Below are 23,515 nucleotides of genomic sequence, written 5' to 3'. Positions count from 1 at the left end.
TGTAGTCTTGTCTGACAAAAAAGACTGGCGACCGCGTCCCCCACAGTCGCCACTTTCGCGCCGGATGTCGGTGCGCGCGCCCGCACAAGCGCGCGGGCGGCGCTGCGGGCTTAGCGCGTGATCGGCTTGTAGCGCAGGCGCTTCGGCTTGGCGGCTTCCTCGCCGAGACGCTTGCGCTTGTCGGCCTCGTATTCCTGATAGTTGCCGTCGAAGAACTCGACGTGCGAGTCGCCTTCGAACGCCAGGATGTGCGTCGCGATGCGGTCGAGGAACCAGCGATCGTGCGAGATCACCATGACGGAGCCGGCGAATTCGAGCAGCGCGTCTTCGAGCGCGCGCAGCGTTTCGACGTCGAGATCGTTCGACGGTTCGTCGAGCAGCAGCACGTTGCCGCCGGCGATCAGCGTCTTCGCCAGATGCAGGCGTCCGCGTTCGCCGCCCGACAGGTTGCCGACGATCTTCTGCTGGTCGCTGCCCTTGAAGTTGAAGCGGCCGATATACGCGCGCGACGGCGTTTCGTACTTGCCGACGGTCAGGACATCCGCGCCGCCCGAGATTTCCTCGAACACGGTCTTGTCGCCGCCGAGCGCGTCGCGGCTCTGGTCGACGTAGGCGAGCCTGACGGTCGGACCCTTGACGATTTCGCCCGAATCCGGCTGCTCCTTGCCGGTCAGCATGCGGAACAGCGTGGACTTGCCGGCGCCGTTCGGCCCGATGATGCCGACGATCGCGCCCGCCGGAATCTTCATGCTCAGGTCGTCGATCAGCAGGCGGTCGCCATAGGACTTGCTGACGTTCTTGAACTCGATGACTTCATTGCCGAGACGGTCGCCGACCGGAATGAAGATTTCCTGCGTTTCGTTGCGCTTCTGGTATTCCTGGCTATTGAGTTCCTCGAAGCGGGCGATACGCGCCTTCGACTTCGCCTGACGGCCTTTCGGGTTCTGGCGCACCCATTCGAGTTCTTTCTTGATGGCCTTCTGACGCGCGGATTCGCTGGATTCTTCCTGCTTCAGGCGGTCTTCCTTCTGGTCGAGCCAGCTCGAATAGTTGCCCTTCCACGGGATGCCGTGGCCGCGGTCGAGTTCGAGAATCCACTCGGCGGCGTTGTCGAGGAAGTAGCGGTCGTGGGTCACCGCGACGACGGTGCCGGGATAGCGCGTCAGGAACTGCTCGAGCCATTCGACGGATTCGGCGTCGAGGTGGTTGGTCGGTTCGTCGAGCAGCAGCATGTCGGGCTTTTGCAGCAGCAGCTTGCAGAGCGCGACGCGGCGCTTCTCGCCGCCCGACAGATGTTCGATCTTCGCGTCCCAGGCCGGCAGGCGCAGTGCGTCGGCGGCGACTTCGAGCTGCTGCTCGGGGCTGCCGCCGTCGCTGGTCGAGAGGATGGCTTCGTACTTCGCCTGTTCGGCGGCGAGCTGGTCGAAGTCGGCGTCGGGTTCGGCGTAGGCGGCGTAGATTTCATCGAGCTTCTTCTGCGCCTGGAAGACGTCGCCGAGACCTTCCTCGACCGCTTCGCGCACGGTCTGCTGCGGATCCAGTTGCGGCTCCTGCGGCAGATAGCCGATGTTGAGGTTGGGCATCGGCGTGGCTTCGCCTTCGATGTCGCGGTCGACGCCCGCCATGATGCGGATCAGCGTGGACTTGCCGGAACCGTTCAGGCCGAGCAGGCCGATCTTCGCGCCCGGGAAGAACGACAGGGAAATGTCTTTCAGGATCTGACGCTTCGGCGGCACGATCTTGCCGACGCGGTTCATGGTGAAGACGTATTGGGCCATGTGGATGTCTTGGGTGGTCGTCTGGTGAGAAGTGCGGCTGCCGCGCGCGTGCGGTGCGGCAGCCGATGCTATCCGGCGGCGCGGGAAGGTGGCGCCGCCCGCGCGCGGTGCGCGGCGGGCTGAAGCGTCATTGTACTTCGCGAGGCGATCCGCTATTGCCAGCGCGCGACGCCGCCGTGACGCGAGCAGGTGCCGCTGTGATGCCGGCTGAAACTGTAGGAACCGTCGCGGCACTGGGCGGTGGCGCCGGCGGGCACGTTGCCGGAACGGGAGCGCGCGGGCGCGTGAACGGTGTCGCCGTCGCGGTTGGTGTAGTGGCCGTGGCTGTCGAGATCGGATTCGTCGGGTTGCTGCGGGTAGGGGAGATTCTGGTAGGCGAAGGCGGCCGGCGTCCAGATGAGGCTGGCGGCGATGAGCCAGGCGGCGTAGATGCGGGCGGGGAAGTGTCTCTTCTTCATTGTTTTTCTCTGCTTGTTGTTGTGGGTGGCGCAGATGCGTGGCGCAGGCTGGGGCTGCCTCGTTCGTTTCTTCGTTTTTTCGCTGTCGTGCTTCGTCGCGGTCGAAAAAAAAACGGAGTCCCTTTTATCGGGGACTCCGCTTCGTGAGGCAAGGTGGTTTGACGCTTTTTGACGATTTACACGTTGAACAGGAAATTCATGACATCCCCGTCATGCACGACATATTCCTTGCCTTCCGCGCGCATCTTGCCGGCTTCCTTGGCGCCTTGCTCGCCCTTGAAGGCGACGTAGTCATCGAAGGAAATGGTCTGGGCACGGATGAAGCCGCGTTCGAAATCCGTATGGATCGCGCCCGCCGCCTGCGGCGCCGTGTCGCCGATATGGATGGTCCACGCGCGCACTTCCTTCACGCCTGCCGTGAAGTACGTCTGCAAGCCGAGCAGCTTGAAGCCGGCGCGGATCACGCGGTTCAGGCCCGGCTCGGTCATGCCCATGTCGGCGAGGAAGTCGGTCTTGTCGGCGTCGTCGAGATCGGCGATTTCCGCCTCGATCGCCGCGCACACCGCGACCACCGGCGCATGCTCGGCCTCGGCGTGCTTGCGCACTGCGTCGAGATACGGGTTGTTCTCGAAGCCGTCGTCCTTCACGTTGGCGACGTACATGGTCGGCTTCGACGTGATCAGGCAGAACGGCTTGATGAGCAGCAACTCTTCGTCGCTCAGCGAGAGGCCGCGCACGGGCTTCGCCTGGTCGAGTTGCGCGCGCACCTTTTCGAGCACGGCGACGAGCTTGATCGCTTCCTTGTCGTTGCCCGACTTGGCGGCCTTCGAATAGCGCGACTGCGCCTTCTCCACGGTCGACAGGTCCGCGAGCGCGAGTTCCGTGTTGATGACTTCGATGTCCGCGATCGGATCGATCTTGCCCGCGACGTGGATCACGTTCTCATCGTCGAAGCAGCGCACGACGTGCGTGATGGCGTCGGTTTCGCGGATGTTGGCGAGAAACTGGTTGCCGAGGCCTTCGCCCTTCGACGCCCCTGCGACCAGTCCGGCGATATCGACGAACTCGACCACGGCCGGCAGGATGCGCTCGGGCTTGACGATGTCGGCGAGCGCCTGGAGACGCGCATCCGGCACTTCGACCACGCCGACGTTCGGCTCGATGGTGCAGAACGGATAGTTCTCGGCGGCAATGCCCGCCTTGGTCAACGCATTGAAGAGGGTGGACTTGCCGACGTTGGGCAAGCCGACGATGCCGCATTGGAGGCTCATGGGATCCTTCGAACTGGTGAGACGGCGCGAGTCGCGCGTTTTCGTCAAAAATGGTGCGCGATGGACGGGCGATGACGCCCGCTCCGACCGGCGGCCGCGTGCCGCGGCCAGGCAAGCCGCTATTGTACCGTTGCGTACCGTTGCGCCGGACCTCGAAGGTCGGCGGGCCTGAGCCTGCGCCCGCATCTGCAAGCCCCCAAACCCCTCCGACCCCCACAGCTATAATGCCCGGATGACTTCGCACCCACTGAAATTCCACGCGATCGTCGTCGGCGGCGGGCTCGTCGGCAAGACGGCCGCGCTGGCACTCGCGCAATCCGGGCTGCGCACCGCGCTCGTCGCGTCGCGCGCCGCCGGCCTGCCGCCGGGCGCCGCGTTCGATTCGCGCATCTACGCGCTGTCGTCCAGCTCGCAGGCGCTGCTCGAACGGCTGCGCGTCTGGCAGGCGCTCGACCGCTCGCGCCTGGGGCCGGTGTTCGACATGCGCGTGTTCGGCGATGCCCACGCCGAATTGCACTTCTCCGCCTTCCAGGCATCGGTGCCGCAGCTGGCGTGGATCGTCGAATCGTTGCTGATCGAGCAGTCGCTCGACGCCGCCTTGCGCTTCCAGCCGAGCCTGTCCTGGTTTGAATCGCGCGCGCAAGGCATGACCGTCGAGGCCGACGCGGCCCACATCGCGCTCGCAAGCGGCGAGTCCCTCGAAGCGGATCTGATCGTCGGCGCCGATGGCGCGCATTCCTGGGTCCGTGCGCAAATGGGCGCGAAGATGACCCGTCGCGATTATCGCCAGACCGGCGTCGTCGCCAATTTCAAGGCCGAGCGGCCGCACGGCGAGACCGCCTACCAGTGGTTCCGCGATTCCGAAATCATCGCGCTGCTGCCGCTCCCGGGCGATCACGTGTCGCTCGTCTGGTCGGCGCGCACCGAGCACGCCGACGACCTGCTCGCACTCGATCCCGCGCAACTCGCCGCCCAGGTCGAAACCGCGACGCAAAACCAGCTCGGCACGCTCGACTGCGTGACGCCGGCGCAAGGTTTTCCGCTCGGGCTGCAGACCGTCGACCGGCTGATCGCGCCGCGCGTGGCGCTCGTCGGCGATGCGGCGCACCTGATTCACCCGCTCGCCGGCCAGGGCATGAACCTCGGGTTGCGCGACGTCGCCGCGCTCGCGGATGTCATCGCCAACAAGGAGTCGTTCCGCGATCTCGGCGACCCGACCCTGTTGCGCCGCTACGAACGCGCGCGCCGCGAAGACATCCAGAAGCTCATGTTCGCCACGGACGGCCTGCAGCGGCTCTTCGCCGTGCCCGGCACGTTCGCGCGCGCGGTGCGCAATACCGGCATGGCGTTCGTCGGCGCGCAGCCGCTGGTCAAGCGCTGGCTGGTGTCGGCGGCGCTCGGTTGAAACAAGACATTGATTGATATTCCGACGCGCGGCATTCGCGCGACGCTGGCCGACTCACAGGAAACCGCATGAAAACCATTCTTCGTTCTGCGCTCGCGACGGCTGCGGCGCTTGCCGTCACGCTCGGCGTGACCGGTCCGGCCCATGCCGACGCCACCACCGACAAACTCAAGTCGACGCTCGAGTCGCGCATGGGCGACGCCAGCATCAAGAGCATCGACAAGACCGCGATTCCCGGTCTCTACGAAGTGAATCTCGGCTCGCAGATCATCTACAGCGACGCCACCGGCAACTACGTGCTGATCGGCGATCTCGTCGACACCCGCAGCAGCAAGAACCTGACCGAGGCGCGGCTCTCGGAAACCAACAAGATCGACTTCGCGAAGCTGCCGTTCGAGAACGCGGTGAAGGTGGTGAAGGGCAACGGCAGCCGCAAGATCGCCGTGTTCTCGGATCCGAACTGTCCGTACTGCAAGCAGCTCGAAACCACCCTCAAGTCCATCGACAACGTCACGGTCTACACCTTCCTGTACCCGGTGCTGTCGCCGGATTCCACGGCCAAGTCGAAGTCGATCTGGTGCGCGAAGGATCGCGGCAATTCATGGGAAAGCTGGATGCTGGATCACAAGGCGCCGGCCACGGCCGCGAACTGCGACACCACTGCAATCGACAAGAACCTGAAGCTCGGCCGCACGATGAACGTGACCGGCACGCCGACCGTCTTCCTCGCCGATGGCCGTCGTCTGCCGGGCGCCGTGCCCGCCGACCGGCTGGAGAAGGAACTGTCGGCCGCGCAGTGAGCGCGATGCGGCACGAGCACGGAGGCGCCTGGCGCCTCCTTTGTTTTACGGGCTCCGGTTCGCCGGCCGGGGCCGCGGGCATAACGGGCGCAAAGCGCGCAAGCGGCACGCCCGGCACAAGAACAAGGACCACGCGATGACACCTTCCCTGCAACCGGTGCATTACAGCATCGTTCCGAAAAAACCCGCTGCGCATCTTTTCGAAGTCACGCTGACCGTCGCCGACACCGATCCGGCCGGCCAGCGCTTCATGCTGCCGGTGTGGATTCCGGGCAGCTACATGATCCGCGAGTTCGCGCGCAACATCGTGACCTTGCAGGCCTTCAACGCGGCGGGCCGCAAGGTCGCGATCGACAAGATCGACAAGCACGCGTGGCAGGCGGCGCCCGTCGAAGGCCCGCTCACGCTGCGCTATGAGGTCTACGCGTGGGATCTGTCGGTGCGCGCCGCGCATCTCGACGACAGCATCGGCTTCTTCAACGCGACGAGCGTGTTCCTCGCGGTGGAAGGGCAGTCGGGCGCGCCGTGCGTGGTCGACATCCAGTCGCCCGAGGGCGGGGCGTATCGCAACTGGCGCGTCGCCACGGCGCTGCGCGAAGCGCGCGGCACGAAGCGCTACGGCTTCGGGACCTACGAGGCCGACAACTACGACGAACTCGCCGACCATCCCGTCACGCTCGGCGAATTCGCGCTCGGCAGTTTCACCGCGCATGGCGTGAAGCACGACATCGTGATCTCGGGGCGCGTCGTCAATCTCGACATGAACCGGCTCCAGGCCGATCTCAAGCGCGTCTGCGAAGCGCAGATCGCGCTGTTCGAGCCGCGCACGAAGCGCGCGCCGATGGACCGCTACGTGTTCATGACGCTGGCCGTCGGCGATGGGTATGGCGGGCTCGAGCATCGCGCATCGACAGCGTTGATCTGCAATCGCACGGATCTGCCGGTGCAGGGCCGGCCGGACCTGAGCGACGGCTATCGCACCTATCTCGGCCTGTGCAGCCACGAATACTTCCATACGTGGAACGTGAAGCGCATCAAGCCCGCGACCTTCGCACCGTACGATCTGTCGCAGGAGAATTACACGACGCTGCTGTGGCTCTTCGAAGGCTTCACGTCGTACTACGACGACCTGATGCTCGTGCGCAGCGGCCTCATCACCGCCGGCGACTACTTCAGCCTGCTCGGCAAGACGATCGGCGGCGTGCTGCGCGGCGCGGGACGTTTCAAGCAGTCGGTCGCGCAAAGCTCGTTCGACGCGTGGGTGAAGTACTACCGCGCCGATGAAAACGCGCCGAACGCGATCGTCAGCTATTACCAGAAAGGTTCGCTGGTCGCGCTGGCGTTTGATCTGTCGATCCGCGCGCAGACCGACAACCGCAAGTCGCTCGACGATGTCATGCGCCTGCTGTGGCAGCGCTACGGACGCGACTTCTATCACGGCAAGGCGCGCGGCATTCGCGAGGAAGACGTCGAGGCGCTGTTCGCCGAAGCCACCGGCGCGGACCTGCGCGCGCTGTTCCGTGACGGCGTGCGCGGCACCCGCGACCTGCCGCTGGATGCCTTGCTGGAGCCGTTCGGCATCGCGCTCGCGGCGGATCTGCCCGGCAACGGCGCGGCGCGCAAGCCCACGCTCGGCGTGCGCGTGCGCGGCGGCGCGGAGTGCGCGCTCGCGGTCGTCCACGAGGGCGGCGCGGCGCAGAAGGCCGGATTGTCGGCGGGCGACGTGCTGGTCGCGATCGACGGTCTGCGCGTCACCGGCTCCAATCTCGACAGCCTGCTGTCGCGCTATCTGCCGGGCGCGAAGGTGGAGATCCATGCGTTTCGCCGCGATGAATTGCGCCGCACGGAACTCAAGCTCGACGGGCCCGAGGTCGTGCGTTACCTGCTGACGGCCATCGACGGACGCGGCCCGTCGAAGCAATGGCGCGAGCGCTGGCTGAAAGGCTGAGGCGTCCGAAGCCGGCGGGCGGATTGTTCTACCCCTGCAACAATCCGTCACGGGCGAATGGCTTTTAATCGATCGTCGAAAGGGGAGAATGCTTCCTAAGCCGGGCGCAGACAGCGCCCGAATCCCGAAAGCTCTGCATGGGACACCGTGAGCGATCAAGCGCGCGCAGTGCCCCGACAAGGAACAGGAAGCCATCATGACGACGATTCTGCAAATCAATTCCGCCGCTCGTTCGCAAGGCGCCCAATCGACGCTGCTCGCCGACGAACTCACGGCAAAACTGCAACAAAGCAACCCGGGCGCGAAGGTTGTCGTGCGCGACCTGCTCGGCGCGTCGCTGCCGCATCTCGACGACGCCACGCTCGGCGCCTTCTTCACGCCGGCCGACCAGCGCAGCGCGGAACAGGCGGCTATCAACGCCAAGAGCGAAGCGCTGATCAACGAACTGCTGGCAGCGGACATCGTCGTGATCGCGGCGCCGCTGTACAACTTCGGCATCTCGTCGCAACTGAAGACCTATTTCGACTGGATCGCCCGTTCGGGCATGACGTTCCGCTACGGCGCGAACGGTCCGGAAGGCCTGGTCACGGGCAAGAAGGTGTTCGTGGTGTCGGCGCGTGGCGGCAAGTACGCGGGCACGCCGAACGATTCGCAAACGCCTTACCTGAAGACTTTCCTCGGCTTCCTCGGCCTGACCGACGTGAACTTCATCTACGCCGAAGGCCTGAACATGGGTCCGGAAGTGGCGGGCGCGGCGCTGGCGTCGGCACGCGAGGCGATCGCGGCGCTGTAAGCGTCTCGCTCCGGCAGCAAGGCATCAAGGCATCAAGGCATCAAGGCATCAAGTAAAACGCCCCGCTGATATTTGTCAGCGGGGCGTTTTGCGTCTCATGGCTTGCACGGAAGCGTCAGGCCAGCAGTTCAGGCTCGGCGGGCAGCCGCCAGTCGATCGCCGGACGGCGATGCTTCGTCAGGTATTCATTGGCGAGCACGAAATGCCCGCAGCCGAAAAAGCCGCGATACGCCGACAACGGCGACGGATGCGCCGACTCCAGCACGCAATGCGCCTTGCCCGTGCCTTCGATCAAGCCGCGCTTCGCCTGCGCGTGCGCGCCCCACAACATGAACACCAGTCCGTCATGGCGCAGCGCCATTTCGTGGATCAGCGTGTCGGTGCATTGCTCCCAGCCGCGTTTCGCGTGACTGCCGGCGCGGTCGCGTTCCACCGTCAGCGACGTGTTGAGCAGCAGCACGCCTTGCTTCGCCCATGAATCCAGGCAGCCGTGGGCGGGCGCGGGGAAGCCCAGGCTCGCGTGGATTTCCTTGAAGATGTTGCGCAGCGACGGCGGCGGACGCACCGGCGCGGGTACCGAGAACGCCAGCCCGTGGGCCTGCGGCGCGCCCTTGTCCTCGCCGTGATACGGATCCTGGCCGAGAATCACGACCTTCACGTCGGCGGGGCGCGTGAGACGGAGCGCGCGGAAGACATCGGCGGGATAGACGGTCTTGCCGGCGGCGCGCTCGGCATCGACGAACGCGCACAGCGCTGCATAGTGCTTGCTGTCGATGAACGGTTGCAGGTGGCGGCGCCAGTCGGCGGGCAGCGCTTCGAACTGGCTTTCCAGCGTCGTGCCGGGCGACGCCGGCGCGTTGCCGGCATCCTCGAAGAGAGAAGACTGTTGGCTCATGCTGGGCAATCAGGCGTCGGGATGCTTCTCGTGCTTTTCATCGCGATGCTTTTCATCCGGCTGCTTGCGCAACAGATAGCCACGCTGCGCCTTGCTGAGATCTTCCGGCGTCAGTTCCGGAAATGCGCCGCGCAGTTCGGCGGCGAGCAAGGACAGCGCGCTCTCCTCGCCGGATTTCAGTTCCAGTTCCAGTTCGCTGATTTTCGCGCGACGCGTCTCGCCGTCGACATCGGCGGTGATGTCGCCCAGGTCCAGCGCCACTTCGATCTGCGAACCCTCGCGTTCGAGGTCCCACACGATGCGCCGGAAATCGGTCTTGAACAGCGCGATCAGTTCGGGCGCGGCGCGCTCCAGCGTCTCGCGCGCGCTTTCGTCGTCGCAGGCGTCGAGCAGCGCGTCGATCTGCAGCGCGTCGCGCTCGACGGGCAGCTCCCACTCCTGACGGTTGCTCAGGCCCGCGACGCTCTTGCCCAGCGTCTTGTAGGTCTGCAGCCATTGTTCCGGCGTGCGGCGCAGGCGCAGCGCGGACTTGGCTTTCGCCAGCGCGCAGGCGGAGGTGTCGAAGTAGACGTTGGTCAGTTGGATCGGCCGCCCCGGGCCGGTGTGTTCGTCGAAGAAGCGTGCGACGTCATCATGCTGCGACGGCGCAAGCGCGAGTTTCAGTTCCCGTTCGATGCCCAAGGTCCGGTCCCGTCGATGAGTTCAAAAAAACATGCGCGCGAGTTCCGCGCCAGGATCGTCGGCGCGCATGAACGCTTCGCCGACCAGGAAGGTATGCACGTGCATCGCGCGCAGGCGGTCGACATCGACACGCGACAGAATGCCCGACTCCGTCACGACGATGCGATCCTCCGGCACCATCTCCAGCATGCCGATGGTCGTCTCGATGCTCGTTTCGAAGGTGCGCAGGTTGCGGTTGTTGATGCCGATGAGCGGTGTCTTCAGCGTGAGCGCGTCGCGCAGTTCGTCGGCGTCGTGCACTTCGACCAGCACGGCGAGACCGAGCGAGTGCGCGTAGGCCTCGAGGTCCTGCATGTGCGAGAGTTCGAGCGCGGCGGCGATCAGCAGGATGCAGTCGGCGCCCATCGCGCGCGCTTCCATGACCTGATACGGGTCGACGATGAAGTCCTTGCGCAGCACCGGCAGGCTGCACGCGGCGCGCGCTTCCTGCAGGTAGGCGACGCTGCCCTTGAAGAACTGCACGTCGGTGAGCACGGAGAGGCACGCGGCGCCGCCTTGCTCGTAGGAACGCGCGATCTCCGCGGGCACGAAATGCTCGCGCAGCACGCCTTTCGACGGACTCGCCTTCTTCACTTCGGCGATGACCGCGGCCTGATTGGCCGCATGCTTCGCGCGCAATGCGCCGACGAAGTCGCGCAGATCACGCGACGTGGCTTCGAGCCGCAGCTCTTCGAGCGGCGCGCTGAGTTCCGCCGCGCGCACTTCCTCGCGCTTGACCGCGATGATGCGGTCCAGGATGTCACTCATGTTGGCTTCCTTTACTGCTTCGCAAACTGCTGCGTGAACTTGACGAGCGTGTCGATCTTCTCGCGCGCCGCGCCGCTCTCGATGGCCTCGCGCGCGGCGGCCATGCCGGCTTCGATCGACTCGACGACATCGGCCGCATAAAGCGCCGTGCCGGCATTCAGCGTGACGATCTCGCGCGCGACGCCGGCCTTGTTGTTGAGCGCGCCGAGCAGCATGGCTTTCGATTCCTGCGCGTCCTGCACCTTCAGCGAACGGTTCGACACCATCTGCAGGCCGAAGTCCTCGGGATGGATCTCGTACTCGGTCACTTCGCCGTTCTTCAGCTCGCCGACGCGCGTGGCGGCACCGAGCGAGACTTCGTCCATGCCGTCCTTGCCGTACACGACGAGCACGTGCTTCGCGCCCAGGCGCTGCATCACGCGCACCTGGATGCCGACGAGGTCTTCATGGAACACGCCCTGGAGCTGGTTCGGCGCGCCGGCCGGATTGGTCAGCGGACCGAGAATGTTGAAGATGGTGCGCACGCCGAGTTCGCGCCGCACCGGCGCGATGTTCTTCATCGCCGGATGATGATTGGGCGCGAACATGAAGCCCATGCCAGTCTCGGCAATCGATGCCGCCACCTGTTCCGGCGACAGGTCGATATTCACGCCCAGCGCCTCGAGCACGTCGGCGCTGCCGGACTTGCTGGACACGCCGCGATTGCCGTGCTTCGCGACCTTCGCGCCGGCGGCCGCGGCCACGAACATCGACGCAGTGGAAATGTTGAACGTGTGCGAACCGTCGCCGCCGGTGCCGACGATGTCGACAAAATTCGAGTTGTCCTCGACCTCGACGTGATTCGCGAACTCGCGCATCACGGTGGCGGCCGCGGCAATCTCGCCGATGGTTTCCTTCTTCACGCGCAAGCCGGTGATGATGGCGGCGGACATGACGGGCGACATCTCGCCGCGCATGATCTGGCGCATCAGATGCAGCATTTCGTCGTGAAAGATCTCGCGGTGCTCGATCGTGCGCTGCAGCGCTTCCTGTGCAGTAATGGTCATGTTGTCGAGCCTGTTCAAGCGCGTTGTCCGGATACGGCCGTGTGCTTTACGAAATTTTCGAGCAGCGCGTGGCCATGTTCTGACAGGATCGATTCCGGATGGAATTGCACACCTTCCACTTCGAGTTCACGGTGGCGCACGCCCATGATCTCGCCGTCCGGCGTCCACGCGGACACTTCCAGACAGTCGGGCAGGGATTCGCGTTCAATCGCCAGCGAGTGATAGCGCGTCACGTTGAAGTGTTTGGGCAGGTCGGCGAATACGCCTTTACAGTCCGTCTCGATCTGGCTCACCTTGCCGTGCATGATGGTCTGCGCGCGCACGACGCGTCCGCCGAATGCCTCGCCGATCGCCTGATGACCGAGGCAGACGCCGAGAATGGGCAGCTTGCCGGAGAATTCGCGCAGCACGTCGAGCGTGATGCCCGCGTGTTGCGGATTGCTCGGTCCCGGCGAGAGGCAGATGCGCTCGGGCGCGAGCTTCGCGATTTCATCGAGCGTGATCTCGTCGTTGCGAAACGTGCGCACGTCTTCGCCGAGTTCGCCGAAGTACTGGACCAGGTTGTAGGTGAAGGAATCGTAGTTGTCGATCATCAGCAGCATGGTCTTGTCTCCTCAGAAGTCGCTGTCGAGGCCGTCTTGCACTTGCTCGGCGGCGCGGAGCACGGCGCGCGCCTTGTTCTCCGTTTCTTGCCATTCGGATTCGGGCACCGAATCGGCGACGACGCCCGCTGCCGCCTGCACATACAGGTTGCCCTTGTGGATGACGCCGGTGCGGATCGCGATGGCCAGATCCATTTCGCCGCTGAACGACAGGTAACCGACCGCGCCGCCATACAGCCCGCGCTTGATCGGTTCGAGTTCGTCGATCAGTTGCATCGCGCGGACCTTCGGGGCGCCGGACAGCGTGCCGGCGGGGAAGGTGGCGCGCAGCACGTCGAAGTTGTTCATGCCGTGCTTGAGCTTGCCTTCGACCGAACTCACGATGTGCTGCACGTGCGAGTACTTTTCGATGACCAGCTTGTCCGTCACCGTAACCGAGCCCGTCTGCGCGATCCGGCCGACGTCGTTGCGGGCGAGGTCGATCAGCATCACGTGCTCGGCGACTTCTTTCGGATCGTTCAGCAGTTCGGTCGCGAGTTCGGCGTCGCGCTCGGGCGTGTTGCCGCGCGGACGCGTGCCGGCGAGCGGGCGGATGGTGACGATGTGATCGTCGGCGCGCTTTTCCTGGCGCACCAGGATTTCCGGCGACGCGCCCACCACGTGCACTTCGCCGCCGAAGTTGTAGTAGTACATGTACGGCGACGGATTCAGCGAGCGCAGCGCGCGATACAGCGACAGCGGATTGTCCCGGAACGGCTTGGTCAGACGCTGGCCGACCTGCACCTGCATCAGTTCGCCCGCCGCGATGTACTCCTTCGCGCGCCGCACGGCGTTCAGGTAATCGTCCTTCTTGAACTCGCGGAAGGTTTCGGTGCGCACGCTCGCCGACGTCACCGGCGGCTGCACCGTCGCACGCAGACGCGCACGCAGTTCGCGCAGGCGCTGCTTCGCGCGCGCGTAGGCTTCGGGGCGGGTCGGGTCCGCGTAGACGATGAGGTAGAGCTTGCCCGCGAGATTGTCGATGACCGCGACTTCCTCGGTCAGCAGCAACTGGATGTCGGGGAGATTGAGATCGTCGGGGGGCGCGGTGTCGGCGAGCTTCTTCTCGATGTAGCGTACCGCGTCATAACCGAAATAGCCGGCCAGGCCGCCGCAGAAGCGCGGCAGGCCCGGACGGGTCGCCACCTTGAAACGCTTCTGATAGGTCTCGATGAACGCCAGCGGATCGCCTTCATCCGTCTCGACGACGTTGCCATCCGTGAGCACTTGCGACTTGCCGTTCTGTACGGTCAGGATGGTGCGCGCCGGCAGGCCGATGAACGAGTAACGTCCGAAGCGCTCGCCGCCCACGACGGATTCGAGCAGGAACGAGTTCGCGCCATTGCGCTCGGGCTGGGCGAGTTTGAGATAAAGAGAGAGCGGGGTTTCGAGGTCGGCGAGGGCTTCGGCGATCAGCGGAATGCGGTTATAGCCTTCGTTCGCCAGGGATTGGAATTCGAGTTCGGTCATGTTGCGATCCTTTGCGTGCCGGGCGGGGTTCGGGAGGCGCGGCATCGGGGAAAAGCGGGCGCTGCGGGCGGTCGGTTCCCGTGATCATCGCATACGGCGACCTTGCCGCTTCGACGAGGCGAAGCGGCTCCGGGCGAATCATTCACGCGGGACGCGCGAACGAGGTTCGGCTCGATGCGCGGTGTGCGCAAGATGCACGTAATACGGTTCGACAGAAACGGCGCGGAAATGCGCAGCGAAACAAAAAACGGATGCTGAAGCGGATGCGGCAGGGAGCGACATGGCTTCAGCGGACCTCGGGCGAGGTTAGCGCGACCAGCGACGCCAGGGCCAGGCTCCCCGGTCGATGCTGCTCAGACTCCGTTTTCTGTTGAGAAACATGATTGATGGACTTATTCAGTCAGGGTGGTATCCGGCGGCGCCAAGGTGGCGGCTATCGCCAGTGCTGCCGTGCGCAGCGAGGAGACTATACCATCGGACTTCACCGATTGCACAGGCTTCCCATGATTGTAACCGTACGGAACCGTCAAGGTTGCGAGGCCTGCCGCACGGCCCGCGAGGGCATCGTTCTCGGAGTCGCCGACGGCCACGGTTTCGCGCGTCAGCACGTCGAGACGTTCGCAGGCGGTGATCATCGGCAGGGGATCGGGCTTCTTCGCGGGCAGCGAGTCGCCGCCGAGAATCACCCTGAAATAATCCGCGATGCCGAAGTGCGCGAGCAGTTCCACCGCGAAGCGATGCGGCTTGTTGGTCACGCAGGCAAGCGCAATGCCGAGCTCGCGCATGGCATCGAGCCCTTCCCTCACTTCGGGGAACAGCGTCGAATGCTTGCCGTTGACCTTCGCGTATTCGCTCTGATAGATGGCGAGGGCGTCGTCGAACTGGGCAACCGCCTGCGAGTGCGGCAGCCGCGCCGCGAGCACACTACGAATCAGGTTCTCCGAACCCTTGCCGACGTAGTCCGTGACTTCGGCACGCGTGACCGGCTGATCCACCGCGATGCGCGCGAGCATCGCGTTCAGCGCGGCGACGAAGTCGTCCGCGGTGTCGACCATGGTGCCGTCGAGATCGATGATGGCGGCGCGGATGGGCCGGTTCACGAAAGGCGCCTGCGCCGCTGCTGTGTCGCTCATGCCTGTGCTCCCGCCTTGGCGAGTTCGGCGCGCATGGCGTCGATGACCTGCTTGTAGTCGTGCTTGCCGAAGATGGCCGAGCCCGCGACGAACGTATCCGCGCCGGCCGCGGCAATTTCCGCGATGTTGTCGATCTTCACGCCACCGTCGATTTCCAGATGGATCGTGCGGCCTGTGCGTTCGCGATAGGCGTCGATGCGCTTGCGTGCTTCACGCAGCTTGACGAGTGCCTCGGGAATGAACGACTGGCCGCCGAAGCCCGGGTTGACCGACATGATGAGCACGAGGTCGAGCTTGTCCATCACGTAGTCGAGATAGTTGAGCGGCGTGGCCGGATTGAACACGAGGCCGGCCTTGCAGCCGTGATCGCGGATCAGCGAGAGCGTCCGGTCGATGTGAACCGACCCTTCCGGATGGAAGCTGATGACGTTGGCGCCGGCCTTGGCGAAATCGGGCACGATGCGGTCGACCGGCTCGACCATCAGATGCACGTCGATGGGCACGTCCACGTGCGGGCGGATGGCCTCGCACACCATCGGGCCGATGGTCAGGTTCGGGACGAAGTGGTTATCCATGACGTCGAAGTGAATCCAGTCGGCGCCGGCGGCGACGACGTTGCGGACTTCCTCGCCGAGGCGGGAGAAATCCGCCGACAGGATGCTGGGAGCGATATGGAATGGCGCCATGGATGTAGAGAGAGGTAGCGACTTGGAAGCGTGATTTTAACTCGCGTTGATCAAACGAGTCCTTCGTCCGAACGGCTTAGGACGAATGCGCGGAATGCACGGATGTGGCGTCGCGGCGCCGCGCGTGTTGCGGGCACGCCGCGCATCAAGCAGAATGCCAGACCAATGGCGGCGCGGCTGCGCGCCGTTTCCCGGATCTGGCCGCGGCGCTGCGGCCGGTCGCTTGGTCGATGTCTTCATCGACCTGTCACTGGAACCACGATGGCTCAGTACGAATTCAGCGTATCCGTGGAAACGCGGTATCTGCCGGAGCAGTCGGACCCTGATAGCCGGCAGTACGCTTTTGCCTACACGCTGACGATTCGCAATACCGGCGAGGTCGCGGCGCAGTTGATCTCGCGTCACTGGATCATCACCGACAGCAACGATCACGTGCAGGAAGTGAAGGGGCTCGGTGTGGTCGGACACCAGCCCTTGCTGCCGCCGGGCGAGCAGTTCGAATACACGAGCTGGGCGGTGATCGCCACGCCGGTCGGCACGATGCGCGGTGAGTATTTCTGCGTGGCGGAAGACGGTGAGCGCTTCGAGGCGCCGGTGGCGGAATTCGCGCTGCACATGCCGCGCACGCTTCATTGAGCGCCGCCCGCGACGTCGCATTACGGCATGTTCAACGCCGTTTTGCCGGATCGTTGCTGCGGTTCTGCTGCTTTTTCTTGCCTGACGCCGTCCATACGACGATGAAGATCAGCAAGCCAAGCGCCACGAGCGACTCGAGCGCGAAAATAAGCATTGGGTATTCGTCGAACAGATCAGACATGGTGGTTCCCATCAAGAACGAGCATTGTAGAGGTTTCTCGCGGACAGCCGCGCAGTCAGCCACACGGGCTGCGGCCTGGGCCGCGTCGATCGCAACCGCCGTCCTGCTTGCCTCGTGCGGCGGCGGCAGTTATGTGAAGCCCGGTCCCACCACGGCGACGGGCACGCCCATCGTTCCGGGCCAGCGCGCCGCGTCGCGTCTCACGCCGGTGAGCTGGCAGCAGGTGCCAGGCTGGCAGGACGATTCACTGATCGGCGCCACAGCGGCACTGCGTCAGAACTGCAGCCGGCTTGCGCGTCAGGCTGGCTGGCAGAAGGCTTGCGCGGCGGCGCAGCAGCTCGACGATCTCGACATGTCGGCGGCGCGCAGTTTCTTCGAGGCCTATTTCACGCCCTTCCAGCTCGCCAATAACGACGGCACGCTCGACGGCCTCGTGACGGGCTACTACGAGCCCTTGCTGCGCGGCTCGCGCACGCGTCACGGGCCGTATCAGTACGCGCTGTATCGCTGGCCGTATCGCTACAAGGCGGGCTCGGCGCTGCCGCCGCGCGCGCAGCTCGAACGTTCGGGCGTGTTGACCGGCAACGAACTGGTATGGGTCGACGATCCGATCGAAGCGTTCTTCCTGCAAGTGCAGGGTTCGGGGCGTGTGACGATGGAAGACGGCAGCGTGATGCGCGTCGGCTTCGGCGGCACCAACAATCAGCCGTACCGGTCGATCGGCAGGGAGTTGCTCGATCGCGGCGAACTGACGCCCGCGCAGGCCACCATGCAGGGCATCAAGGCGTGGGCCAAAGCCAATCCGGCGCGGGTCGATGCCCTCCTCGACGTGAATCCGCGCTTCGTCTTCTTCCGCGAAATGCCTTCGAACGAGGCAATGGCCGCAAGCCTTGGCGACGGTCCGATCGGCGCGCTGGGTGTGCCGTTGACGCCGGAACGTTCGATCGCGGTGGATCCTTCGGCGATTCCGCTCGGCACGCCGGTGTTCCTGCAGACGACGCGTCCGCTCAGCAATCAGCCGATGAACCGTCTCGTATTCGCGCAGGACACAGGCTCGGCGATCAAGGGCGGCGTGCGCGCTGACTACTTCTGGGGTCTGGGCGACGACGCCGGCGATCTCGCGGGACGCATGAAGCAGGGCGGCCGCATGTGGCTGCTGATGCCGAACTCCTGATCGCGGCCTGGCGCAGCGGTTGATGAAAAGCTCGCGGCCTTTGGGTTCGCGAGCTTTTTTTCGTGCGTTTAAGACAGGTTCCTGCGATCGACCACGCGCCGCGCCTTGCCGACCGACCGTTCGATGCCGTTCACGCCGAGCACGTTGATCACGGCGCTGACGCCGATCATCGCCTTGATGTCGTAGGCGAGCGCGGCTTTTGCCGTGTCGAGCGCGCCCAGGTCCGGCGCCGATTCGGGACAGGGTTCGACGTTCAGGGTCAGCACGTCGAGCGGCCCTTCCTTGGTCAGCACGATCTGGTAGTGGGGCGCGAGCACGGGACGCTTCAGCAGCAATTCCTCGATCTGCGTGGGGAAGACGTTGACGCCACGCACGATCATCATGTCGTCCGAGCGGCCGGTGATCTTTTCCATGCGGCGCATCGTGCGCGCCGTGCCGGGCAGCAGCCGCGTCAGGTCGCGCGTGCGATAGCGGATGATCGGCAGCGCTTCCTTCGTGAGCGACGTGAAGACGAGTTCGCCGAATTCGCCGTCAGGCAGCACTTCGCCCGTATCGGGATCGATGATCTCGGGGTAGAAGTGGTCCTCCCAGATGGTCGGGCCATCTTTCGTCTCGGCGCACTCCGACGCCACGCCCGGTCCCATCACTTCGGAAAGACCATAGATATCCACGGCATCGATGCCCATGCGCGTCTCGATGGCGCGGCGCATGTCGTTCGTCCACGGCTCCGCGCCGAAGATGCCGATGCGCAGCGAGCAGTTCGCCGGCTCGATGCCCTGGCGTTCGAGTTCGTCCGCGATCGACAGCATGTAGCTCGGCGTGACCATGATGATGTCGGGGCGAAAGTCCTGGATCAGCTGGACCTGCTTTTCGGTCTGGCCGCCGCCGAACGGTATGACGGTGAGACCCGCGCGTTCCGCGCCGTAGTGCGCGCCGAGACCGCCGGTGAAGAGCCCGTAGCCGTAGCTCACGTGGACCTTGTCGCCGCGCCGCGCGCCGGCCGCGCGAATGGAACGCGCGACGAGATTCGCCCAGTTGTCGAGATCCTGCGCCGTGTAGCCGACCACGGTCGGCTTGCCTGTCGTGCCCGAGGAAGCGTGAATGCGCGACACGCGTTCCTGCGGCACCGCAAACATGCCGAAGGGATAGTTGTCGCGCAGGTCTTTCTTCGTGGTGAACGGGAAGCGCGCGAGATCAGCCAGCGACGTGACTTCGTCGGGATGCACTCCGGCTTCATCGAACTTGCGCCGGTACACCGGCGAATTCTCGTAGGCGTGCTTGAGCGTCCATTTGAGGCGCTCGAGCTGCAGCGCGACGAGTTCGTCGCGGCTCGCCTTCTCGATCGGCTCGAGCGGCAGCGGTGCGTTCATTGCTGTCTCCTTGAAGCTGACTGTGCGGCGCGGCTTGATATCCCCGTCCGCTTTCATGAATGAGTTCGGTCAGACGGGTATGACGGTGCCCTTGATCTGCGCGGACTTGCCGCGGAACAACGCCACCGGCTCGCCCTCGCGGTTCGTCACGCGGATGTCGTAGATGCCGGTGCGCCCGCTCAGCGTCTGCTCGACGGCTTCGGCAGTGAGACGATCGCCGCCTCGGACGGGACGCAGGAACTCGATCGAACAACCTGCCGCGACGGTGCTGAGGTTGTACGAGTTGCACGCGAAGGCGAACGCGGAATCCGCCAGCGTGAACATCAGGCCGCCGTGGCAGATGGCGTGGCCGTTGAGGAAGTCGGCCCGCACATCCATTTGCAGACGCGCATAGCCCGGCCGCACTTCGATCAATTCGATGCCGAGCGCGCGCGAGCACGCGTCGGCTTCGTACATGGCGGTGGCCGTGGCTTCGGCGAGTTCTTGAGGTGTCACAGGGTTCTCCGTGTTTGCGGATGCGTGCGCTTACAGCCCTTCGAAGCGCGGCGAGCGCTTCTCCTTGAATGCGGCGACGCCTTCGATGTAGTCGTGCGATGCGCCGAGCGTGCGTTGCAGATCGCGTTCGAGGTCGAGTTGCTGGTCGAATGTCCGGGTGGCGCTGGCCCGCATGGCTTGCTTGATCGCGGTTACGGCGCGGGCAGGCTGCTGGGCGAGCTGAGCGGCGAGGCCGGCGGCCGCCTGCTGCAACTCGCCGTCTTCGACCACGCGCCAGACGATTCCCCACGCTTCCGCCTTCTCCGCGCCGAGCTTTTCGCCGGTGAGCGCGAGGCCGAGCGCACGGGCTTCGCCGACGCGGCGCGGCAGGAGCCAGGTGCCGCCCGAATCGGGCACGAGCCCGATCTTCACGAACGCCTGGATGAAGCTCGCCGAACGGGCCGCGATCACGAGGTCGCAAGCCATGGCGAGATTGGCGCCCGCACCGGCCGCCGTGCCGTTCACCGCGGCGATGATCGGCAGCGGCGATGCCTGGAGGCGACGCACCAACGGGTTGAAGTGAGCCTCGATCAGGTCGCCGAGATCGGACATGGCGCCTGGCGTGAAGTCGAGGTCGGCCAGGTCCTGACCCGCGCAAAATCCCCGGCCCGCGCCGGTGATGACGAGCGCGCGCGCAGGGCTTGCTTCGATTTCGGTGAGCGCCTGATTCAGCTCGCGATGCATCTCGCGCGTGAAGCTGTTCAGCTTGTCGGGACGATTGAGCGTCACGGTTGCGACGCGCGTTTCGCCATCGACATGGAACAACACGGATTTTTCGGACATGAATTCTCCTCTGTCGCCGATGCTTGCCGCAGCGGCGCGTGGCGGGTTCGTTTCGTTACCGTTCCAATACTAGCCGCGCGCCGCGCCGCTTTCCATTCGGCCGAATGGCATAGGCCGCTTGCACCCGGCAGCGGGTGCAGTCGGCATTGCACGTTTTGTGTCGCGCGGCTTAGGCCGTCTGGACGACTTCCGCTGGCGCGGCCTCCGGCGCAACATGGACCCGGCTTTGCACCACGCGGAAGCGGTTCGCCACGAAAGCGGCGTCCGAGAGCGCGGCGTTGGCTGCCGGGTTCGCACCCGTGCCGTGAAAGTCGGAAAACGCGGCGGTCTGGTTGACGAACACTCCGCCGGTCAGGTTGATCGAGAGCGCCACGCCGCCCTGGATGGCCGCTTCGTGAGCAGCGTCGATCACCTTGTCGTCGGTGCTGTAAACCGAGAGCGTTAGCGCGCCGTGTTCGTGCGCGATGGCGCCGGCCAGTTCGAGCGACTGCGCGGTCGAATCGGTGGCGACGACAAACGAGATCGGACCGAACCATTCACGGGTGAACCTGGCGTTGTCCGTCCGGGCGTCGAGCGTGAGCATCAGCGGTGTGTGCACGCGCGCTTGCGGGAAGTTCGGGTGCGTGAGCGACTGGCTGTCGAGCAGCACGTCGCCGAGTTTGCGTGCCTCGGCAATACGCTCCACGACACCCTCGTTCTGGATCGCGCCCGTGAGTTCGACGGCGCGGGCCGGGTCGGAAGTCAGCTTTTCGACGGCGCCTGCGAGCGTGCGGGCGACGTCGTCGAAGCTCAGTTGGCCTTCGGCGGTGCGAATGCCGTCACGCGGCACGTAGATGTTCTGGGGCGCCGTGCACATCTGGCCCGAGTAGAGCGCAAGCGAGAACGCGATATTGCGGGCGGCGGCCTTCATGTCGTCAACCGAGTCGATGACGATCTGGTTCACGCCCGCCTTCTCGGTATAAACCTGGGCCTGATGCGCATGGCGTTCGAGCCAGGTGCCGTTCTGCGTGCTGCCGGTGAAGTCGATGAGCTTGATTTCGGGGCGCACGGCGAGTTCCTGGACCAGCGCACCGTCGTTCGGTTCGGTGGCGAGCAGGGTCACGACGTTCGGATCAAAGCCCGCTTCGCGCAGCACGTCACGAGCGATGCGCACGGTGATCGCCAGTGGCAGGATCGCACCCGGATGCGGTTTGACAATGACGGTGTTGCCGGTTGCGAGATCGGCGAACATGCCTGGATAGCCGTTCCAGGTCGGGAACGTGCAGCATCCGAGCACGAGACCGGTGCCGCGCGGAACGATAGCGAAGCGCTTTTGCATCGCCAGCGGCGGGTTCTTGCCTTGAGGCTTTTCCCAGTGTGCTTCGGCCGGAATGCGGCGCAATTGGTCCCAGGCATAGACCACGGCTTCGAGCGCGCGATCCTGGGCGTGCGGGCCGCCTGCCTGGAAGGCCATCATGAATGCCTGGCCGGTGGTATGCATGACGCTGTAGCCGATCTCGAAGCTCGCGCGATTCACGCGCGCGAGAATTTCGAGACTCACGCCAACCCATGCACGCGGTCCGGCGGCGCGCCAGGCGGCCTGCGCCTTCGAGGCTGCCTGGATGAGGGTGTCGGGAAAGGACTGCGGATAGCGGACATCGAGATCAATGCCGAACGGCGAACGCTCGCTACCGACGGTTTCACCCGTCGAAGGCTGATCCAGTTCGAACGTCTTTCCGAGATACGCTTTGAACGCGGCTTCGCCATCGGCATTGGCCGTTTCCCCGTACACTTTGGGGCTCGGCATTTCGGCAAACGGGCTCCAGTAGCCGCGCGTTTCAATGGCGGCGAGCGCCCGATCGAGGGTCGCTTCGTGCTTCGTGAATAGCGGATGTGTCATGGTCGCTTGAGGAGAACGGAGGAAGGCGCCGGGTTAAATAATTAACCGACCGGTTGGTTGGTAATGTTAGCATCATCGGGTTGGGGTGACGAACTGTTTTCATTAGGGCTTACCTGAGGATCGCAAGGAGGAGCGAATGGCATACGAAAATCTGCTGGTCGAGACGCGCGATCGCGTCGGACTTATTACGCTGCACCGTCCGAAGGCGCTGAACGCGTTGAACGACGCGCTGATGAACGAGTTGGGAAGTGCGTTGAAGGCATTCGATGCCGACGAGAACATTGGCGCGATCGTTCTGACCGGCAGCGAGAAGGCGTTCGCTGCGGGCGCGGATATCGGCATGATGGCCAGTTATTCGTATATGGACGTCTACAAGGGCGACTACATCACGCGCAACTGGGAGGCCATCCGCTCCATTCGCAAGCCGGTGATTGCGGCGGTGGCGGGATTCGCGCTGGGAGGCGGTTGCGAACTCGCGATGATGTGCGACATCGTCATCGCCGCGGACACCGCGAAGTTCGGTCAGCCGGAAATCAAGCTCGGCGTGATTCCGGGGGCGGGCGGGACGCAGCGTCTGCCGCGTGCCGTGTCGAAGGCCAAGGCGATGGACATGTGCCTCACCGCACGCATGATGGACGCAGCCGAAGCTGAGCGTGCAGGTCTGGTGTCGCGCGTCGTCGGTGCTGATCGACTTCTCGACGAGGCCATCGAGGCCGCGACGATCATTGCCGGCTTCTCTCTGCCTGCCGTGATGATGGCCAAGGAGGCTGTCAATCGCGCCTATGAGACGACACTCTCCGAAGGCGTGCATTTCGAGCGGCGCCTGTTCCATTCGCTGTTCGCGACTGAAGACCAGAAAGAGGGCATGGCGGCGTTCGTCGAGAAGCGGAAGCCTGTGTTCAAGCATCGGTGATGGTGCATCGAAAAGTGCTTGCGCTTCTCGATCCGGGTCACTAGAATTCCGTTCCTTCGCGATTCGATGAACGCGAAGGGAGCGGGAAAGACGGGTTGGACGTCGCGCTATGGGGCAGGTGGTGAATACACCGAGCGCGGTCAGCGAGAAAGGAAGTTCGAATTTCTTGTTGACAGACTTCAAAACGTTGTTCATAATCTCGTTTCTCTGCTGCTGATGCAGCGACGCAAGAC

The 23,515-nt window shown here is 64.6% G+C and carries 22 protein-coding genes; 7 read left to right on the top strand and 15 right to left on the bottom strand.

From position 1 onward, the window contains the following. Window positions 1-110: 110 nt before the first annotated feature. The 3 genes from ettA to ychF form a co-directional block, all read right to left on the bottom strand. Window positions 111-1,778, bottom strand: a complete 1,668-nt coding sequence (gene ettA, locus QCE69_RS13065) for an energy-dependent translational throttle protein EttA (RefSeq protein ID WP_309810097.1) — start codon at window positions 1,776-1,778, stop codon at window positions 111-113. Between the two features lie 152 nt (window positions 1,779-1,930). Continuing rightward, window positions 1,931-2,236 carry a DUF3761 domain-containing protein gene (locus QCE69_RS13060; protein ID WP_309931094.1) on the bottom strand — a complete coding sequence of 102 codons (306 nt, stop codon included), beginning with the start codon at window positions 2,234-2,236 and terminating at the stop codon, window positions 1,931-1,933. 176 nt (window positions 2,237-2,412) lie between these two features. Beyond that, window positions 2,413-3,507 carry a redox-regulated ATPase YchF gene (gene ychF / locus QCE69_RS13055; protein ID WP_309918657.1) on the bottom strand — a complete coding sequence of 365 codons (1,095 nt, stop codon included), beginning with the start codon at window positions 3,505-3,507 and terminating at the stop codon, window positions 2,413-2,415. Window positions 3,508-3,739: 232 nt separating this feature from the next. Between ychF and QCE69_RS13050 the strand changes: the two genes are divergently transcribed. The 4 genes from QCE69_RS13050 (at window position 3,740) to QCE69_RS13035 (ending at window position 8,453) form a co-directional block, all read left to right on the top strand. Next, window positions 3,740-4,912, top strand: a complete 1,173-nt coding sequence (locus QCE69_RS13050; RefSeq protein ID WP_309931092.1) for a UbiH/UbiF family hydroxylase — start codon at window positions 3,740-3,742, stop codon at window positions 4,910-4,912. A gap of 68 nt (window positions 4,913-4,980) precedes the next feature. Further along, the gene (locus QCE69_RS13045) at window positions 4,981-5,712 is read left to right on the top strand and encodes a DsbC family protein (protein WP_309931089.1); all 732 of its coding nucleotides are present in this window, start codon (window positions 4,981-4,983) and stop codon (window positions 5,710-5,712) included. 148 nt (window positions 5,713-5,860) lie between these two features. After that, window positions 5,861-7,660, top strand: a complete 1,800-nt coding sequence (locus tag QCE69_RS13040; RefSeq protein WP_309931645.1) for a PDZ domain-containing protein — start codon at window positions 5,861-5,863, stop codon at window positions 7,658-7,660. Window positions 7,661-7,856: 196 nt separating this feature from the next. Then, window positions 7,857-8,453 (top strand): NAD(P)H-dependent oxidoreductase, encoded by a 597-nt coding sequence (locus QCE69_RS13035; protein WP_309918650.1) that lies wholly within the window; start codon window positions 7,857-7,859, stop codon window positions 8,451-8,453. A gap of 115 nt (window positions 8,454-8,568) precedes the next feature. Here the strand turns inward: QCE69_RS13035 and QCE69_RS13030 are convergent, their stop codons facing one another. From QCE69_RS13030 to rpe, 8 genes are all read right to left on the bottom strand, one after another. Next, on the bottom strand, window positions 8,569-9,348 hold the full coding sequence (locus tag QCE69_RS13030) for a uracil-DNA glycosylase (protein WP_309931087.1): 780 nt from the start codon (window positions 9,346-9,348) through the stop codon (window positions 8,569-8,571). A gap of 9 nt (window positions 9,349-9,357) precedes the next feature. Beyond that, complete coding sequence (locus tag QCE69_RS13025; RefSeq protein WP_309931085.1) at window positions 9,358-10,029, bottom strand: CYTH domain-containing protein; 672 nt, start codon at window positions 10,027-10,029, stop codon at window positions 9,358-9,360. 21 nt (window positions 10,030-10,050) lie between these two features. Continuing rightward, window positions 10,051-10,836, bottom strand: a complete 786-nt coding sequence (gene trpC, locus QCE69_RS13020; protein WP_309810076.1) for an indole-3-glycerol phosphate synthase TrpC — start codon at window positions 10,834-10,836, stop codon at window positions 10,051-10,053. An 11-nt stretch (window positions 10,837-10,847) separates the two neighbouring features. Beyond that, window positions 10,848-11,882, bottom strand: coding sequence for an anthranilate phosphoribosyltransferase (gene trpD, locus QCE69_RS13015; RefSeq protein ID WP_309931083.1), 1,035 nt, complete (start codon window positions 11,880-11,882; stop codon window positions 10,848-10,850). 14 nt (window positions 11,883-11,896) lie between these two features. After that, window positions 11,897-12,484 (bottom strand): aminodeoxychorismate/anthranilate synthase component II, encoded by a 588-nt coding sequence (locus QCE69_RS13010; protein ID WP_309810071.1) that lies wholly within the window; start codon window positions 12,482-12,484, stop codon window positions 11,897-11,899. Between the two features lie 12 nt (window positions 12,485-12,496). Next, window positions 12,497-13,993, bottom strand: a complete 1,497-nt coding sequence (trpE, locus tag QCE69_RS13005) for an anthranilate synthase component I (RefSeq protein ID WP_309931082.1) — start codon at window positions 13,991-13,993, stop codon at window positions 12,497-12,499. Window positions 13,994-14,385: 392 nt separating this feature from the next. Next, window positions 14,386-15,126, bottom strand: coding sequence for a phosphoglycolate phosphatase (locus QCE69_RS13000; protein ID WP_309918636.1), 741 nt, complete (start codon window positions 15,124-15,126; stop codon window positions 14,386-14,388). Then, window positions 15,123-15,812, bottom strand: coding sequence for a ribulose-phosphate 3-epimerase (gene rpe / locus QCE69_RS12995; protein WP_309810063.1), 690 nt, complete (start codon window positions 15,810-15,812; stop codon window positions 15,123-15,125). The genes QCE69_RS13000 and rpe overlap by 4 nt, the downstream gene beginning before the upstream one ends. A gap of 261 nt (window positions 15,813-16,073) precedes the next feature. Between rpe and apaG the strand changes: the two genes are divergently transcribed. Continuing rightward, on the top strand, window positions 16,074-16,448 hold the full coding sequence (gene apaG / locus QCE69_RS12990) for a Co2+/Mg2+ efflux protein ApaG (protein ID WP_309810061.1): 375 nt from the start codon (window positions 16,074-16,076) through the stop codon (window positions 16,446-16,448). A 101-nt stretch (window positions 16,449-16,549) separates the two neighbouring features. After that, window positions 16,550-17,803: a murein transglycosylase A gene (locus QCE69_RS12980; RefSeq protein WP_404987318.1), complete on the top strand. Its 1,254-nt coding sequence runs from the start codon at window positions 16,550-16,552 to the stop codon at window positions 17,801-17,803. A 68-nt stretch (window positions 17,804-17,871) separates the two neighbouring features. Here the strand turns inward: QCE69_RS12980 and paaK are convergent, their stop codons facing one another. The 4 genes from paaK to paaN all read right to left on the bottom strand — a co-directional run bounded on the left by paaK (window position 17,872) and on the right by paaN (window position 22,369). Beyond that, complete coding sequence (paaK, locus tag QCE69_RS12975; RefSeq protein WP_309918627.1) at window positions 17,872-19,173, bottom strand: phenylacetate--CoA ligase PaaK; 1,302 nt, start codon at window positions 19,171-19,173, stop codon at window positions 17,872-17,874. A 69-nt stretch (window positions 19,174-19,242) separates the two neighbouring features. Next, a complete protein-coding gene (gene paaI, locus QCE69_RS12970) occupies window positions 19,243-19,629 on the bottom strand; it encodes a hydroxyphenylacetyl-CoA thioesterase PaaI (protein ID WP_309931644.1) in 387 nt (128 codons plus the stop codon). Between the two features lie 69 nt (window positions 19,630-19,698). Further along, window positions 19,699-20,490 (bottom strand): 2-(1,2-epoxy-1,2-dihydrophenyl)acetyl-CoA isomerase PaaG, encoded by a 792-nt coding sequence (gene paaG, locus QCE69_RS12965; protein ID WP_309931076.1) that lies wholly within the window; start codon window positions 20,488-20,490, stop codon window positions 19,699-19,701. Window positions 20,491-20,659: 169 nt separating this feature from the next. Further along, window positions 20,660-22,369: a phenylacetic acid degradation protein PaaN gene (paaN, locus tag QCE69_RS12960; protein ID WP_309931074.1), complete on the bottom strand. Its 1,710-nt coding sequence runs from the start codon at window positions 22,367-22,369 to the stop codon at window positions 20,660-20,662. Window positions 22,370-22,505: 136 nt separating this feature from the next. Here paaN and QCE69_RS12955 point away from each other — a divergent pair, with 136 nt between their 5' ends. Continuing rightward, window positions 22,506-23,282: an enoyl-CoA hydratase gene (locus QCE69_RS12955; RefSeq protein WP_309931071.1), complete on the top strand. Its 777-nt coding sequence runs from the start codon at window positions 22,506-22,508 to the stop codon at window positions 23,280-23,282. Window positions 23,283-23,515 lie beyond the last annotated feature (233 nt).

It is taken from the genome of Caballeronia sp. LZ032 (genome assembly GCF_031451315.1).
Taxonomy (GTDB): Bacteria; Pseudomonadota; Gammaproteobacteria; order Burkholderiales; family Burkholderiaceae; genus Caballeronia.
The sequence above is the reverse complement of the archived record's forward strand: the minus strand, read 5'-3'. Positions and strand labels throughout refer to the sequence as shown.

Coding starts and splice junctions, on each gene's coding strand:
- ettA (WP_309810097.1), bottom strand. CDS start 1,778: ATGGCCCAATACGTCTTCACCATGAACCGCGTCGGCAAGATCGTGCCG.
- QCE69_RS13060 (WP_309931094.1), bottom strand. CDS start 2,236: ATGAAGAAGAGACACTTCCCCGCCCGCATCTACGCCGCCTGGCTCATC.
- ychF (WP_309918657.1), bottom strand. CDS start 3,507: ATGAGCCTCCAATGCGGCATCGTCGGCTTGCCCAACGTCGGCAAGTCC.
- QCE69_RS13050 (WP_309931092.1), top strand. CDS start 3,740: ATGACTTCGCACCCACTGAAATTCCACGCGATCGTCGTCGGCGGCGGG.
- QCE69_RS13045 (WP_309931089.1), top strand. CDS start 4,981: ATGAAAACCATTCTTCGTTCTGCGCTCGCGACGGCTGCGGCGCTTGCC.
- QCE69_RS13035 (WP_309918650.1), top strand. CDS start 7,857: ATGACGACGATTCTGCAAATCAATTCCGCCGCTCGTTCGCAAGGCGCC.
- QCE69_RS13030 (WP_309931087.1), bottom strand. CDS start 9,348: ATGAGCCAACAGTCTTCTCTCTTCGAGGATGCCGGCAACGCGCCGGCG.
- trpC (WP_309810076.1), bottom strand. CDS start 10,836: ATGAGTGACATCCTGGACCGCATCATCGCGGTCAAGCGCGAGGAAGTG.
- trpD (WP_309931083.1), bottom strand. CDS start 11,882: ATGACCATTACTGCACAGGAAGCGCTGCAGCGCACGATCGAGCACCGC.
- QCE69_RS13010 (WP_309810071.1), bottom strand. CDS start 12,484: ATGCTGCTGATGATCGACAACTACGATTCCTTCACCTACAACCTGGTC.
- trpE (WP_309931082.1), bottom strand. CDS start 13,993: ATGACCGAACTCGAATTCCAATCCCTGGCGAACGAAGGCTATAACCGC.
- QCE69_RS13000 (WP_309918636.1), bottom strand. CDS start 15,126: ATGAGCGACACAGCAGCGGCGCAGGCGCCTTTCGTGAACCGGCCCATC.
- rpe (WP_309810063.1), bottom strand. CDS start 15,812: ATGGCGCCATTCCATATCGCTCCCAGCATCCTGTCGGCGGATTTCTCC.
- apaG (WP_309810061.1), top strand. CDS start 16,074: ATGGCTCAGTACGAATTCAGCGTATCCGTGGAAACGCGGTATCTGCCG.
- QCE69_RS12980 (WP_404987318.1), top strand. CDS start 16,550: ATGAAGATCAGCAAGCCAAGCGCCACGAGCGACTCGAGCGCGAAAATA.
- paaK (WP_309918627.1), bottom strand. CDS start 19,173: ATGAACGCACCGCTGCCGCTCGAGCCGATCGAGAAGGCGAGCCGCGAC.
- paaI (WP_309931644.1), bottom strand. CDS start 19,629: ATGTACGAAGCCGACGCGTGCTCGCGCGCGCTCGGCATCGAATTGATC.
- paaG (WP_309931076.1), bottom strand. CDS start 20,490: ATGTCCGAAAAATCCGTGTTGTTCCATGTCGATGGCGAAACGCGCGTC.
- paaN (WP_309931074.1), bottom strand. CDS start 22,369: ATGACACATCCGCTATTCACGAAGCACGAAGCGACCCTCGATCGGGCG.
- QCE69_RS12955 (WP_309931071.1), top strand. CDS start 22,506: ATGGCATACGAAAATCTGCTGGTCGAGACGCGCGATCGCGTCGGACTT.